The organism is Nocardia sp. FBN12, assembly GCF_050320175.1.
Classification (GTDB): Bacteria; Actinomycetota; Actinomycetes; order Mycobacteriales; family Mycobacteriaceae; genus Nocardia.
Window position 1 is genome coordinate 6280530 of sequence record NZ_CP190048.1, and the last position, 13839, is coordinate 6294368.

Annotated in this window: 10 protein-coding genes; 6 read left to right on the plus strand and 4 right to left on the minus strand. The window is 68.1% G+C overall.

Going from position 1 to position 13839, the window contains the following annotated elements; all coding sequences use genetic code 11:
* Window positions 1–34: 34 nt before the first annotated feature.
* A complete protein-coding gene (locus ACQHI0_RS29630) occupies window positions 35–877 on the minus strand; it encodes a methyltransferase domain-containing protein (protein ID WP_427905039.1) in 843 nt (280 codons plus the stop codon).
* Between the two features lie 40 nt (window positions 878–917).
* On the opposite strand from ACQHI0_RS29630, the gene ACQHI0_RS29635 reads away from it, so the two are divergent.
* From ACQHI0_RS29635 to ACQHI0_RS29645, 3 genes are all read left to right on the plus strand, one after another.
* Window positions 918–1496 (plus strand): HhH-GPD-type base excision DNA repair protein, encoded by a 579-nt coding sequence (locus ACQHI0_RS29635; RefSeq protein ID WP_427905040.1) that lies wholly within the window; start codon window positions 918–920, stop codon window positions 1494–1496.
* Between the two features lie 104 nt (window positions 1497–1600).
* Window positions 1601–2314, plus strand: a complete 714-nt coding sequence (locus ACQHI0_RS29640) for a hypothetical protein (protein WP_427905041.1) — start codon at window positions 1601–1603, stop codon at window positions 2312–2314.
* Between the two features lie 344 nt (window positions 2315–2658).
* Window positions 2659–3936: an ROK family protein gene (locus ACQHI0_RS29645; protein WP_427905042.1), complete on the plus strand. Its 1278-nt coding sequence runs from the start codon at window positions 2659–2661 to the stop codon at window positions 3934–3936.
* 423 nt (window positions 3937–4359) lie between these two features.
* On the opposite strand, the gene ACQHI0_RS29650 is transcribed toward ACQHI0_RS29645, so the two are convergent.
* Complete coding sequence (locus ACQHI0_RS29650; RefSeq protein ID WP_427905043.1) at window positions 4360–5982, minus strand: DUF2207 family protein; 1623 nt, start codon at window positions 5980–5982, stop codon at window positions 4360–4362.
* A gap of 296 nt (window positions 5983–6278) precedes the next feature.
* On the opposite strand from ACQHI0_RS29650, the gene ACQHI0_RS29655 reads away from it, so the two are divergent.
* The gene (locus ACQHI0_RS29655; RefSeq protein WP_427905044.1) at window positions 6279–7190 is read left to right on the plus strand and encodes a neutral zinc metallopeptidase; all 912 of its coding nucleotides are present in this window, start codon (window positions 6279–6281) and stop codon (window positions 7188–7190) included.
* A 232-nt stretch (window positions 7191–7422) separates the two neighbouring features.
* Window positions 7423–8475: a neutral zinc metallopeptidase gene (locus ACQHI0_RS29660; protein ID WP_427905045.1), complete on the plus strand. Its 1053-nt coding sequence runs from the start codon at window positions 7423–7425 to the stop codon at window positions 8473–8475.
* On the opposite strand, the gene ACQHI0_RS29665 is transcribed toward ACQHI0_RS29660, so the two are convergent.
* Both ACQHI0_RS29665 and ACQHI0_RS29670 read right to left on the minus strand, forming a co-directional pair.
* Complete coding sequence (locus tag ACQHI0_RS29665; protein WP_427905046.1) at window positions 8472–9749, minus strand: ammonium transporter; 1278 nt, start codon at window positions 9747–9749, stop codon at window positions 8472–8474. The genes ACQHI0_RS29660 and ACQHI0_RS29665 overlap by 4 nt on opposite strands.
* Window positions 9750–9815: 66 nt before the next feature.
* Window positions 9816–10640, minus strand: a complete 825-nt coding sequence (locus ACQHI0_RS29670; protein WP_427905047.1) for a hypothetical protein — start codon at window positions 10638–10640, stop codon at window positions 9816–9818.
* A 445-nt stretch (window positions 10641–11085) separates the two neighbouring features.
* Between ACQHI0_RS29670 and ACQHI0_RS29675 the strand changes: the two genes are divergently transcribed.
* Window positions 11086–13653, plus strand: a complete 2568-nt coding sequence (locus ACQHI0_RS29675; RefSeq protein ID WP_427905048.1) for a DNA polymerase III subunit gamma and tau — start codon at window positions 11086–11088, stop codon at window positions 13651–13653.
* Window positions 13654–13839: the final 186 nt, after the last annotated feature.

Consider the following 13839-nt stretch of genomic DNA (forward strand, 5'->3'; position numbering starts at 1 on the left):
GGGTGCCGGGCGCGGCGAGCGCCCGGCACCGGTGTCAGTCCGGTTTGTGCACCAGTGCGCCGAACAGGGTTACCGAGATGTGGATGTCGCCTCGGTCGGCGCCTGCCTGTAGGTCGGCGAGTAGTTGGTCGCGTTCGGTCGCGGTGATCACGCCGCGCAGGGCGGCCAGGTCCGCGATCCGGCGGACCAGGGCGCCGGTGCCGACCGTGCGGTCCTGGACCAGTGCGTGCGAGCCGATCTCGTCGACTACCAGGCCGGCGCCGGTGAGCAGTCCGGCGAGGCGACGGCCCGAGTGCGGGTTGGTGGTCGAGGAGATCAGCGTGTCGATCACCGCGCGCACCACCCTCGGGTTGCCGGGATGCACGATCGCGGTCGCCCAATCGCAGTCCACGACGACCGCGCGCCCACCGGGCCGCAGCACCCTGGCGATCTCGGCCGCCGCCCGCGCGGGGGCGGTGAGGTGCTGGAACACCCGCTCGCACAGCACCGCGTCGAAGGTGTCGGCACCGAACGGCAGGCCGTAGGCGTCGCCGGAGACGAACGTCGCGCTCGACCCGGACTCGACCGCGCGGCGCTGGGCCGAGGCCAGCAGGTTCGGATCCGGCTCGACGCCGACCGCGGTGCCGTCGGGCCCGACTTCCGCGGCGAAGGTGACCACCTCCGATCCGGTGCCGGACCCGATATCGAGGGCGCTCTCGCCGGGCCGCAGCGCCAGCGCGGTGTGACTCCAGGCGCCGAGCGCGCGCATGCCGGGTCGGGTGACTTCCAGATCATGGGCGTCGATCAATTGGTCCCGGGCCGCTTGGTCGAAGCGGGCCGGTCGTGGGGTGTAGTCGGTCATTCGCACCGCCAGAGTGGGAGCAGTCCTCGTGAGCATGGACTCAGAGGCTACTGGTGAAATGTGTCACGATGAATGTATGACTCGCACGCTGTGCCTCGCGCAGGAATCCGAGGCCGACGAACTGCTCAGCACCGACGATTTCGCGCTGCTGCTGGGGATGCTGCTCGATCAGCAGTACCCGATGGAGCACGCGTTTCGTGGGCCGCGCAAACTCGCCGAGCGCATGGGGGGTTTCTCGCTGCGGCAGATCGCCGAAGCCGATCCGGCCGAATTCGAGGAACTCGCGGCGACACCGCCCGCTATTCATCGATACGGGCGGTCGATGGCGCGCCGGGCGCAGGCGCTGGCCCAGTACGTGATCGAGCACTACGACGGGGTACCCGCGCAGATCTGGACCTCGGGTGATCCCGATGGGAAGGAGGTGCTGCGCCGGTTGCAGGACCTGCCGGGGTTCGGGGCGCAGAAGGCGAAGATCTTTCTCGCGCTGCTCGGCAAGCAGCGCGGCGTGCAGCCCGAAGGGTGGCGAAAAGCGGCCGGATCCTATGGCGATGACGGATCGCGACGCTCGGTCGCCGATGTGGTCGATGCCGAAACGCTGTCGGAAGTAAGGGAATTCAAGAAGCAGGCCAAGGCGGCCGCGAAGGCCGAGAAATGAATTCTTAGTTAAGATCTAGCTGCTTTTTTCCCTCGTCACGGGGGTGGATCTGCTCGAAGCTGGCAACTCGAACAGCTCCACGACAGATGAGGGATTGGCAGTTTATGAAGATTAGGAAATTCGCCGTGGTCGCGGCGCTGTTGACCGTGGCTACCGGTGTCACGGCGGGGACGGTGAACGCCGCGCCGGCCGACGAGACCGCCGCCCCGATCAACTACACCGCCGAGGTCGTCGACGAGTCGAAGGCCGTCATCACCACCGACGCGGGCTCGCTGGTCGAAGAGGACGGCGTCTTCAAGATCAAGGCCGCCAACGGCACCGTCGTCGCGGGCACCCCGCTGGCGTTCCGCCTCGACGAGTTCGAACTGCCGATCGCGGCGGAGATCTCGGGCAACACCGCGACGCTGACGCCGCAGCTGGATCCGGCCAGGGCCGTGTACAAACCGGTCGCGCTGCCGTATGAGGACAAGGCCCCATGGAAGACGGAATACGAGCGTGAGCAGGCTGCCTGGAGCCGTTTGACCTCCACCATCTCGCTCGGTGCCTCCATCGGCACCTTGGTCGGTGGACTCGGTGGCGCGGCCGTCGGTTGCGTCGCGGGTGCTGCCTCCGGTGCGGTCGCCGGTGGTCTTCTCGGCTTCCTGGTCGGCTCGGTCCCCGGCGGCATCGGCGGCTGCCTCGTCGGCGCCACCACGTTCGGTGCGCTCGGCGTCATCGCGGGGCAGATCCTGGTCACTGCTCCGGTCGCGATCGGTGCGGCGATCCAGTACTTCACCACGATCAACCAGCCCTTCAACGCGCCTGCTCCGGCCAAGTAAGAGCAGTTCTGCATTCGAATCCCCTGCGGGAACTTCGGTTCCCGCAGGGGTGCTGCTGCTTTGGCACGACGCTGACCTGCGGTGATGGTGTGCCGCATCGCACAATTCGCCGGTTCGGCTTGGATGGGTCCGGATTCGGTGTTAACTTGATTGTTATGTCCGGCAACCATCTCACCGCTGAGCGGGTCACCTATGTGACCGCCGCGCTGGGTCTGCGGTTGCCGTTGACGCGTGAACTGTGTCGTTCCTGCCACTGCGGCTGAGTCGTCTTCGGCTCCCTCGCCGCCACGTTATACGTGTAGGCAATCCCGTTGGGACAACGGGATTTCAGCAAGGAACTTCATATGTCTGCTCCTATCATCGATCGCCCCGTCTCCCGGGCGGGCGCCGGTCGTCCTCGAGTTTCCCGACCCGTCGTACCGCCGGAGCTGCGGCGTAGCGACAACCCCGCTGCCGCTGTGCTGCGTACCGCGGCCTCGGGCCCTGTCTCGCGCGACAATGCCGCACGGGCAACGGGTTTGAGTATCGCCACCGTGAATCGGCAAGTGGCGTCGTTGCTTTCGGCGGGACTACTGCGTGAGCGACCCGATCTCACCGCCGCGGGTGCAGTCGGCAGGCCGCGAGTGCCGTTCGAGATCGATCACGACGCGTATCTGACCCTTGGCATCCACATCGGTGCCGAGGCGACGAAGATCGTTGCCGCGGATCTGCGTGGACGGATTCTCGGTGGGCTCGCCATCGCGACGCCGCAGACCGGGCAGGAATTCGCGGTCACCACCGTCGCTCGCAGCGCCAAGGCGTTTCTGCAGCGGTGGCATCGGCGCACGCCGCTGTGGGCGGGTGTCGCCATCGGTGGGCGGGTGGATCCGCAGAGCGGGGTGGTCGACCATCCGAAGCTGGAATGGAAGGGCGCGCCGATCGGGCAGGTGCTCGGTGATGTGCTCGAGCTGCCGGTTTCCGTCGCGCCGCACGTCGAGGCGATGGCGGCTTCGGAGCTGCTGCTGCCGACCTTCGACGCTCGTCGTCCCGAGCCCGATACCGAACTCCCCGCCGCTCAGCACGGCAGCAGCCTCTACTTCTACGTTCGTGAGACCGCTGGTATCGCAGTGACTCTCGACGGTCGGGTGCACACTCCGAGCAACGGGCCGGGGTCGATCGCCCATCTGCCGACGGGGTCCGATGTGCAGTGCACGTGCGGGCGGCGTGGGTGCTTGGAAGTGACGGTCGGCGATCGGGCGTTGCAGGCTCGGGCGGTGGGACGGGGAATTATCCCGGCGCACAACGGGACTGCCGGGACGATCAACGATCTGTATCGGGCGGCGGAGTCGGGGTCGGAGTCGGCGCGGGAATTGCTTGCCGAGCGGGCGACGATGCTCGGGCAGACTGTCGCGCTGGTGCGGGACATGCTCAACCCGGATCGAGTTGTGTTGGGTGGGCAGGCTTTTACGGGGTATCGGCCTGCGCTGGGGCATGTGGCTCGGGCGTTTTCGCAGAGTACGCAGTTGGCTGCGACGGATGTTCGGATCAGTGGGTTCGGGGGGAAGGTGCAGGAGTTCGCGGCGGTGGTTACTTCGTTGAGTGCGTTGTACGCGGATCCGCTGGCGGCTGTTCGGCGGGTTTAGGTGGGCTGGGGTTTGGTGGTCCCGGGGCGGGTTTGTGTGGCGGAGTGCGGGGTTTGGTAGTCCCGGGGCGGGTTTGTGTGGCAGGGCGTGGGGTTTGGTAGTCCCGGGGCGGGTTTGTGTGGCAGGGCGCGGGGTTTGGTAGTCCTAGAGGCGCTGGCTGTGTTTATTGGAGCGCTGGCGCGCTCGAGTCGCGGCCCCGAGGGGCCGCCGGTTAGCCACCGGGGCTTGCTCCTTCGTCGCGTACGCCCCGGCGGCTAACCGGCGACCCGGCCGCGACCGGCCACTGCGTGGCCGTCCCTCCCTAAGGGTCGGGAGTGCGGTGGCTGGGTTGGGTGGGTTGTTGAGGACGGAGACGGAGACCGAGACGGTCGGGGCTCAGTGTGGGTTGTTGAAGACGGAGACGGAGGCGGAGACGGGCGGGGCTCAGTGTGGGTTGAAGGCGCCTTCTAGTGCCGTTATGAAGAAGGGGAATTGGGCGGCGAAGCGGTGGAGGTTGGGGTCTCGGTCGTAGCCGGCGAACCAGTAGAGGCCTGGTTGGGAATCGGCGGCGGGGTTCATGTCTCGGAAGGTGCGGATCCAGTTGTCTGCTCGGCCGCTGATCACCGTGTAGGGGAGGGCGCGGGAGAAGATTGTTTCCTGGTCGATGGGGGGGATGCGGTCGCGGGTGACGGTGTCGAGGCCGCGGTGCATGGCGCGGATTCGGCCTGCGACGGTGTCGCCGAGGGGGGTTCGGGTGGGGAGGTAGTTCGGGAGGAGCATTGCTGCGCCGCCGGCCAGCGCGATGGCTACGCCGACCAGGGCGTGGCCCGTGGTCAGGGCGAGGGTGACCGTGATGATCAGGCCGAGGGCGATCAGGGCGGCGCCGATCCAGCGGGGGAGGGCGCGCTGTTTGGGGTCGGCGAAGGCGCCGGTGGCTACGGCGTCGTTGCGCATGGCGGCGCGGATCGGGTCGAGTTGCAGGCGGCCGGGGGCGCGTAGTTCGCGGACGGCGACGGTGTCGGTGCCCTCGGGGAGCAGCATGTCGTAGACGGTGCGTTCGTATTCGCGCAACTGGTCGTCGGGGGCGTTGACGCGGCTGATGCGCCAATCGTCCTCACCGCGCGCGTTCACCGGCGTGATCCACAGGTAGCGCCGGACCGCGAGATCGACGACGGTGGCGGCGATGTCGACCGGGTCGGCGTGTTCGTCGATGATCAGGCCCGCCTCGCCGGGGAGCACGCCGTCGGGCGAGGTGAACTCGACGCGGCCGCCCTGCTGGATCAGCGGATCGAACGCGTCGCTGCCCGCCACCGCGGCGGCGGCCCGCTTCCGCGCCAGCAGCACGTAGGCGATCATGCCCGCCAGGGCGAGCAGGAAGGCGCCGAAGGCGACGAGCACTGGCGTGGTGAAGGCGAAGGGGCCCGTATCTCCGCCGCGCACATCGGCATTCGCGGGCACGGTGCCGGGGGGCATCTGCAAGGTGAGGTCGATGGCATCGCCCTTGCGCAGGTCGGTCTGGTGCAGGTAGAGCACGCCGTCGGGTTCGGTGTGGACGTCGGCGCACGGCTTGGCATTGCCCGCGGAGCCGAGTTTGCAGTCCACGATGCCCATTTGGAAGCTCGGGCTGATCACCGAGACGTCGAGCACGGCGATATCGGCGTTGAGTACGCCCAGCCAGTGGAACACCTGCGTGCCCGGCATGTCGGAGACGGTGTTGTGCACCGTATACGTGAACTTCGATTCGCCGGGCTTGGCTTCGACGACGAACTGGTCGTTGGCGGTGGTGGCGGTGCCGCTACCGGTCGCGGTCACATCGGTGACCTTGAAGACGCGTTCGACATCGTCACCGACCTTGAGGCGCAGCGGCAGCGACATGGTGAAATTTCCGTCGGCGGGTACCGCGACAGTTTCGATGACCTCGAGCACACCGGTTTCGGTCAGCGTGAGGTCGGCGGTAATCGAAACACCGGAGGTCGAGGGCTCCGTGTGGGCTACCGGCGCGGCCACGAGCAGACCCGCCGCAGCGAGTAGCAGCGCGCCCGCGGCGCCCCCCCGAAAAGTCAGCATGGGTGCTTACTCTAGACAGCTTGCTATTCTGCGTCAGCGGCTGTCGACGACTCATGAGACGAGGGGGGTACGGGGGAGTGACTCAACCACCGTACGGTTATGGGCCGAACGGCCCAGGTGGACGTCCGGTTCCACCACCCCCTGGCTATGGGCCGCCCCCGGGATACCGGCCACAACCGGGTTATGGGCCGCAAGGTTATCCACAGCCGCAGGGCCATCCCGGATATTCCCAGCCACAGGGTTACGGGCAGCAGCGTCCGGCGTACGGTCCGCCGCCGGGATACCGCCCGCCCCCGATGCCCTACGGTCCGCCGGGCAGGCCGACTCCGCCGCCACGTAAGCGCGGCGGTGGTTTCACCTCGCTGATCCTCGTCCTCATCTTCCTGCTGGTCGGCGGCCTGGTGAAGTATGCCGTCAACACCGGCGTCGACCTCGGGATCGGCGCGATCGGCCCGAAACCGACCACCACCTACGAGCCTCAGCCCGGCACCGCGCCCGCCGCGACCGGCGACAACCCGCTGCTCACCGACTCCGACGGCACCCTGGTCCCGGCCTCGTGCGACTACGCGCCGTGGGGCACCTCGGTCGACAAGGCACGCGCCTTCTTCGAATCGGCCGCGACGTGCCTCGAATCGGCATGGAAGCCGCTGCTGGCGGCGAACAATCTGCCCTTCGAGTCGCCGACCCTCAGCATCACCGCGACCACCGACGGCATCACCACCCCGTGCACCGGATCGACGAGTAACTTCGCCGCTTTCTACTGCCCGGCGAACAAGACCATCTACATGCCGATCAGCCAGCTGCAGACCGAGCAGTTCCGCGACAACTGGGTCGTGTACCTATCGGTGTTCGCGCACGAGTACGGCCACCACGTGCAGGCCCAGTCGGGCATCCTGCGCAAGGCCAACAGCGAGCGCGTCGACGCGGGCGCCCGCTCGGCCAAGGGCCTCGAGCTCTCGCGCCGAGTCGAGTTGCAGGCCAACTGCTTCGACGGCATGTTCATCGCCTCCTCGAAGGGCGGCGGCTCGCTGTCCTCCTCGCAGGTCACGGTCGCCACCAAGGATTCCTACGGCCGCGGTGACGGCGTAGGCGACATGCGCGACCACGGCACCGCCGAGCACGGCGGCCAATGGTTCGAAGCCGGCCTCAACCGCAACCTCACCGCCCAGTGCAACACCTTCATAGTCGCTGCGAGCGAAGTGAGCTGAGGCTGTACCGCCACTCCGGGCCTTCTAGCCAGACTTGTGTGCCGCATAGGTAGCGTTGGCGGCCGACGGTGTGGTGCGGGGTGAGTTGGCTCGTGCCCGGTGAGTTACCCATGTCCGTGCGTGATCAGTTGTCAGGTGATTGATGTATCCCCCGCCTCCTCCGCAGCCGCCCTATGGCCGGCCCGTGCCGCCGCCCTACGGCGGGCGGATGCCGTCGCCTTATGGCGGGCAGATGCCACCGTCTGGTCGGCCCGCGATGCCGCCGTACGGCAGGCCATTGCCGCCGCCGTACGGCTATGCGCCGCAGGGATATCCGCCGCCGCGTCGGGGTAGTTCGGGTGTGGCCGGTGCGGTGCTGACGGTATTGATCGTGTTCGGCGTCGTCGCAGGGCTGGTGGCGGCGGTGACGCTGTCCGATCAGACCTCGCCGGACAGGGGCGCGCAGACGACGCCACCGAGTTTCACCTACAGCTCGAATTCGCCTGCGCCGACCACGAATCCGACGACGACCGCGCGTGCCACCACCACCGCGCGCAGCACGGCGCCGACCACGACGAAACCGGCGGGGCCGCAACCTGTTATCGCGCTCGGCCAGCACCCGCTGTTCAAGAACGACGATGCGGGCCTGTCGAATATGGACTGTGATCTGCCGCGCTGGTCGACCGCCGCGGCGGTGGCCAAGGCGTTCTTCGCGGCGGCGCAGGTCTGCCTCGATCAGATGTGGCGGTCGAATCTGGCCGCCGCGAATCTGCCGTTCAAAAGCCCGGGCCTGGTTGTCGCGGAACAACCTTCGCAGTTGTCATCGCCGTGTGGCGGCGCCACCAGTGACGCGTTCTACTGCAGCGCGTCGAGCACCATCTACATGTCGACCGAGGGCCTGGTCCTGCACAACACCCCCTATCCGCCGATGGAAGCACTGTCGGTCTACGCGCACGAGTACGGCCATCACGTCCAGGGGCTCACCGGCCTGCTGCAGGCCTCGTCGAATCAGCGCCGCGAGCAGGGCACGATGTCGGCGGGCGGGCTGGAGACATCACGTCGAATGGAGCTGCAGGCCAGCTGTTTCGGCGGCATGTACATCGGTTCGTCGGAAGCGGGCGGATCGTGGACCTCGCAGGAGGGCTACGCCGCGGTGAAGCACAACTACAACCGCGGTGACGGCAACGGCCGCCACCGCGATCACGGCACCCCCGATCACAACGGCAATTGGTACAACCACGGCTATCTGAAGAATCGCAACTTCGAGTGCAACACGTGGTTGTCCCCAGCCGACGAAGTGAGTTAGGTCCCGTAGTGGCCTTCGCCGAAGCGGCGCGGCGAGGAGCCGTGTACCCCTTCGGCATAGGCGGTTTCGGCGTGCAGGGCGAAGTCGATGCCCGCGGTCTCGTCTTCCTTGCTCACGCGGAAGCCGATGATCTTGTCGATGCCCTTGCCGAGCACCCACGAGACGGCGAACGCGTAGGCCGCCACCACCAGCACCGCGACGAGCTGCTTGCCGAGCTGGGCGAACCCGCCGCCGTAGAGCAGGCCGTTCACGCCGCCGGTCATCACCTGGGTGGCCAGCAGGCCGATCAGGATCGTGCCGACGATGCCGCCGACGAAGTGCACGCCGACCACGTCGAGTGAATCGTCATAGCCCGCTTTGTGTTTCCAGCCGACCGCGAAGGAACACAGCACACCGGCGGCCAGGCCGACCACCACGGCACCGAGGGTGTTCACCACGCCGCAGGACGGGGTGATCGCGACCAGACCGGCCACCGCACCGGAGGCCGCGCCGAAGGTGGTTGGCCGCCCGTCGCGGAGCTGTTCGACGATGAGCCAGCCGAGCATGCCGAGGCTGCCCGCGACCAGCGTGTTCAGGAAGACCGCCGCCGCGGTCCCGGTGGCGCCGAGCGCGGAGCCCGCGTTGAAACCGAACCAGCCGAACCACAGCAGACCCGCACCGAGCAGCACGAAGGGCAGGTTGTGCGGACGCATCGCGTCGATGTTGAACCCGATGCGCGGCCCGAGGACCAGCGCCAAGGCCAGGGCCGAAGCGCCGGAGGCGATCTCGACCACGAGGCCGCCCGCGTAGTCGAGCGCGCCGAAGTTCAGCAGCCAGCCGTCGGGTCCCCACACCCAGTGCGCGATCGGCGCGTACACCGCCAGCGTCCACAGCGGAACGAACACCATCCAGCCCGCGAACTTGGCGCGGTCGGCGATGGCACCCGAGACCAGGGCCGCGGTGAGGATCGCGAACGTCAGCTGGAAGGTGACGAACAGCAGTTCCGGAATCGTGCCGCGGACGGAGCCGGGATCGATCCCGGCCAGCCCGAGGTGTTCCAGATTGCCGATCAACCCGCCACCCGCGTCGTCGCCGAACGCGAGGCTGTAGCCGGCGACCAGCCAGACCACGGTGACCAGCGGGATCGCGATGAAGCTCATCATCAGCATGTTCAGCACGCCGGTCGAGCGCACCATCCCGCCGTAGAAGACGGCCAGTGCGGGCGTCATCAACAGCACCATGGCGGTAGCCGCGAGTAGCCAAGCAGTGGCCGCTGGGTCGATCGTTGCGGGCACGGTAACTCCTTTCACGCGTGAGTGCGTTGCGAGAAAGTTACCGAACGCGCACCTCGAGTGGCGGTGCTAGCCCCGGTTTTCCTTGGCCAGTGCCCGCGCGCCGCGCTTACCGGGAATGGGCAGGTCATCGCTGTCGGCCAGCCATTCGGCGGTGGTGAGCCAGCGCCGCTGGGCATGCGCGTCGGCCACGTCGAAGAACAGGCGGCGGCCGCGATCGTCGCGCGCGTCGCGGGCGAGCACCGCCCAGCTCGGCGGCTTGCCCCGGTCGGCGGTGTGCTCGGAGACGAAGCCCGCGACCAGCTTGCCGACCATGTTGACCGGCTTCTGGGAGACCCGATTGCCGTATTTGGTGGTGTGCCAGCGCCGAGCCGGACACAGTGAACCCGGCGTCGCGTTCGAGGCGATCCAGCCGGCCCGCTGCGCCCGTTCGATGAGCCACAGATGCTTCACCGCCGACGGCGCGATCTCACCGACCCGTTCGGTGATGAGCTCGCAGACCTCGGCGTCGGCGAGGATATCGCGCCTGGTCGGACCGATATTGTGGTCGGTCCAGTGGGCGGCGGCGAGGCGGGCGAGAATGCGACCGAACTCGTCGATACTGCGCTGGGCGCGGCGGCCGAGCCGCTCGATTCGCTCGGCCTCGCGGCGCATCTCGTTCTGCGCGGTGAGCGTGCGAATGGCCGCCATCGTCGGCACCTGCCCGCGTTCGAGCAGTTGCAGGATGGCGTCGGCGGTCGCCGGGTCGGCCGCGGCCGCGACGGGTAACGAGTCGCGTTTGATGTCGAAGTCTTGTGGGCTGATCGCCCGGCTCAGTAGCCCGACGGCGGCGTTGTCGCCGGCGAAGTCGGTGTGGGCGAGCCAGGCGGTTGCGATGTCATCACACGACAGCACGGTGAAACGTTCCTCCGGTCGATGCGGTGGGGGAGCGATCGGTGCGCGAAGGTTGTGCCCCGGTCGGGATGAGGGACCGGCCGGGGTCACCAACCTGATGAAGGTTTGGCCACCGAAGTTGCCGAGATCCACGGTAGCCAGGCACTTGCGCCGCTGTCACGACCGTTCATGATTTCGTTACATCCAGTAAGGAGCCGTCAACCGGGGAATTGGTATGCATTACCGCAGCAACCAGTATCAACCGACTGCTCGACAGTAGATTCGCCGCGTGTAAAGCAGTCGATAGCTCGACCGTTGCGCCTGGTGGCACGCTTTACACCTACGCTCCATACCGCGAAATTCAATGTGATTTGGGTCACATCATTATCAAGGGTTCGTCACCGCGCGTGGGTACAGTGCCAGCCGCCGATAAACCCTGTCGGACACTCTCGGTAGCCTGTGGGTCGTGGCTCTGTACCGGAAGTATCGACCGGCGACATTCGCAGAAGTAGTGGGTCAGGAGCACGTCACCGACCCGCTGAGTACAGCGCTGGATACCGGGCGGATCAGTCACGCGTATCTGTTCTCCGGGCCACGTGGTTGCGGTAAGACCTCGTCGGCTCGGATCCTCGCGCGCTCGCTGAACTGTGTGGAGGGGCCAACGTCCACGCCGTGCGGTACGTGCTCGTCGTGTGTGGCGCTCGGGCCGGGCGGGTCGGGCAATCTCGACGTCACCGAGCTCGACGCGGCCAGTCACGGTGGTGTCGACGACACCCGTGAGCTGCGCGATCGCGCCTTCTACGCGCCCGCCGAGTCGCGCTATCGGGTGTTCATCGTCGACGAGGCGCACATGGTCACCACGGCCGGTTTCAACGCGTTGCTCAAGATCGTCGAGGAACCGCCAGCCCACCTGATCTTCATCTTCGCCACCACCGAGCCCGACAAGGTGCTGCCGACGATTCGCTCACGCACGCACCACTATCCGTTCCGTCTGCTGCCGCCTGCCACCATGCGCGGGCTGCTCGGCAAGATCTGCGAGCAGGAGCATGTGCCGGTCGAGGAAGCGGTGTATCCGCTGGTCATCCGGGCCGGTGGTGGTTCGCCGCGCGACAGCCTGAGCGTGCTCGACCAGCTGTTGGCCGGTGCCGGGCCCGACGGTGTCACCTATCCGCGCGCGGTCTCGCTGCTCGGCGTCACCGATGTGGCGTTGATCGACGACGCCGTCGACGCGTTGGCCGCCAATGATGGTGCCGCCCTGTTCAACACGGTTGATTCGGTGATGGAGGCGGGCCACGATCCGCGCCGATTCGCCGTCGACCTGCTCGAACGACTGCGCGACCTGATCCTGCTGCGCGCGGTCCCCGACGCCGCCGACCGCGGCCTGGTCTCCGGCCCCGGCGACGTCATGGAGCGGATGCGCGACCAGGCCGAACGCCTCGGCCCCGCCACCCTCACCCGCTACGCCGAACTCCTCCACGAGGGCCTTGGCGAAATGCGCGGCGCCACCGCGCCCCGCCTCCTGCTCGAAGTGATCTGCGCCCGCATGCTCCTGCCCTCGGTCTCCGACGCCGAGTCGGCGACCCTGCAGCGCCTCGAACGCCTGGAACGCGGATTCGCGAGCGGATCGGTCCCCGCTCCCGCGCGTCCTGGTCCAGCTGCGGGCGAGTCGCCCGCCGAGCGCCCCGCTGTCCCGTCGTCCAGCGGCCGGCGAGGTGCGGAGCTTCTCGCCGCCGCTCGCGCCGAGAAGGAAGCGGCGACCGGTGGGTCGTCAGCACCTGGTGTTGCGAACCCTGTTGTCGCGGAACAGAAGGCCGCCGCCCCGAGAACTCCCGCGCCGCCGCCTGCTGAGGCTGCGCTGATCGCCGAGTCCGCACCGTCGGCGCCTGCTGTGCAGCCCGCACCGTCCGCGCCTGCTGCACCGTCCGCGCCTGCTGGACCGTCGGCGCCTGCTGCGCAGTCCGCACCGTCCGCGCCTGTCGTGCAGTCTGCGGCGCCCGCCACCCAACCGGCACCCGCAGTGGATTCGGCAACGCCTGACCCTGCCGCGGCGCCGATCGATGCCGGGCAATCTGCCACCAGCGCTCCCGCGGAAGTGATTGCCCCCCAGCGACTTGCGGCCGACGGTCCGCCGGTCGAAGCGAGAGGCCCGGCGCGTTCCAGCATTCGATCGGAAGGCGTAGGCCCCGAGCAGTCCGCCGAGCCGTCGACCGACATCGACGCATCCCGCGCGGACGTGACCCCGGTCCCGGCGCCGGAAGTAGTAGCGCCGCAGGCGGATTCGCCGGTGCGGCCGGAACCCGAGCCGGATCCCGCCGAAGCACCGCAGGTCGACGCCACACCGGCAGAGCCGCCGGTCGGCGCGGCGCAGGCGGCCGAGCCCGCCGAGGATCTGGTCGGGATCGTCGATGCCGCGTGGCCCGAGATCAAGGGTCGGGTCCGCGAGTTCGGTGCCACGCTGCAGGCGTTGTTGTCGGGGGCGGCGGTGTCGCGGGTCGAGGGTGATGTGATCGTTTTCGCGCATCAGAGTCCGCCGTTGGCGCAGCGGTTGTCCGATCCGCGCAATATCGACGCGGTGCGGTCGGCGGTGCGGGCCGTGCTCGGGCGTGAACTGGATGTGCGCTGGGAGACCGGAGCACCGCCGCCGCGACCCGCGCCCGCCGCCAAGGCCGGGGCCGCGCGGGGGACGGGCAGTCCGGAGAGCAAGCCGGCGGGACGGCCGAAGTTCTCGCGGCCGAGTCAAGCCGGGGGCAACCAGTCGCCGAACCGCGCGAACCGCTCGTCCGACGATGACATTCCGCCGCCGGATTTCCCCGACTTACCCGATGACCCGGGCCCGGAGGACGGGCCGGAGTCCCGGTCCGGCGGCGATTCCGCGCGCAATGCCGCGGTTCTCGCCCCGCCGACGCCGGAGGAGGAACGGGAGATGCTGGCCGCCGCCGCGGTGCCGGTGGCTCCGGGCGACCGTCAAGACCCGGACGAGGTCGCTCTGGCGTTGCTACGTGAACAGTTCGGGGCAAAGAGTCTGGATGGTTGACAGCCACCGTCCGGAGCGCGTTAAGTTAACCGGAGTTCGCACACCACGGTAGTATGAACGGGTGGCCGGGATCGCCGGTGGAGCATGCTTCTATGCTCCGCTGGTGCTTGCCGGGATTTGTACGACGCTGAGCCGATCGGTCGTGGCGTTCGTGCGGCCACCGCACCCCAAGGAAGGAAACACTCC

Bases quoted from the DNA above. Each gene is read 5' to 3' on its own strand.
- ACQHI0_RS29630 (WP_427905039.1), bottom strand. From the start codon at position 877: ATGCTCACGAGGACTGCTCCCACTCTGGCGGTGCGAATGACCGACTAC.
- ACQHI0_RS29635 (WP_427905040.1), top strand. From the start codon at position 918: ATGACTCGCACGCTGTGCCTCGCGCAGGAATCCGAGGCCGACGAACTG.
- ACQHI0_RS29640 (WP_427905041.1), top strand. From the start codon at position 1,601: ATGAAGATTAGGAAATTCGCCGTGGTCGCGGCGCTGTTGACCGTGGCT.
- ACQHI0_RS29645 (WP_427905042.1), top strand. From the start codon at position 2,659: ATGTCTGCTCCTATCATCGATCGCCCCGTCTCCCGGGCGGGCGCCGGT.
- ACQHI0_RS29650 (WP_427905043.1), bottom strand. From the start codon at position 5,982: ATGCTGACTTTTCGGGGGGGCGCCGCGGGCGCGCTGCTACTCGCTGCG.
- ACQHI0_RS29655 (WP_427905044.1), top strand. From the start codon at position 6,279: ATGCCCTACGGTCCGCCGGGCAGGCCGACTCCGCCGCCACGTAAGCGC.
- ACQHI0_RS29660 (WP_427905045.1), top strand. From the start codon at position 7,423: ATGCCACCGTCTGGTCGGCCCGCGATGCCGCCGTACGGCAGGCCATTG.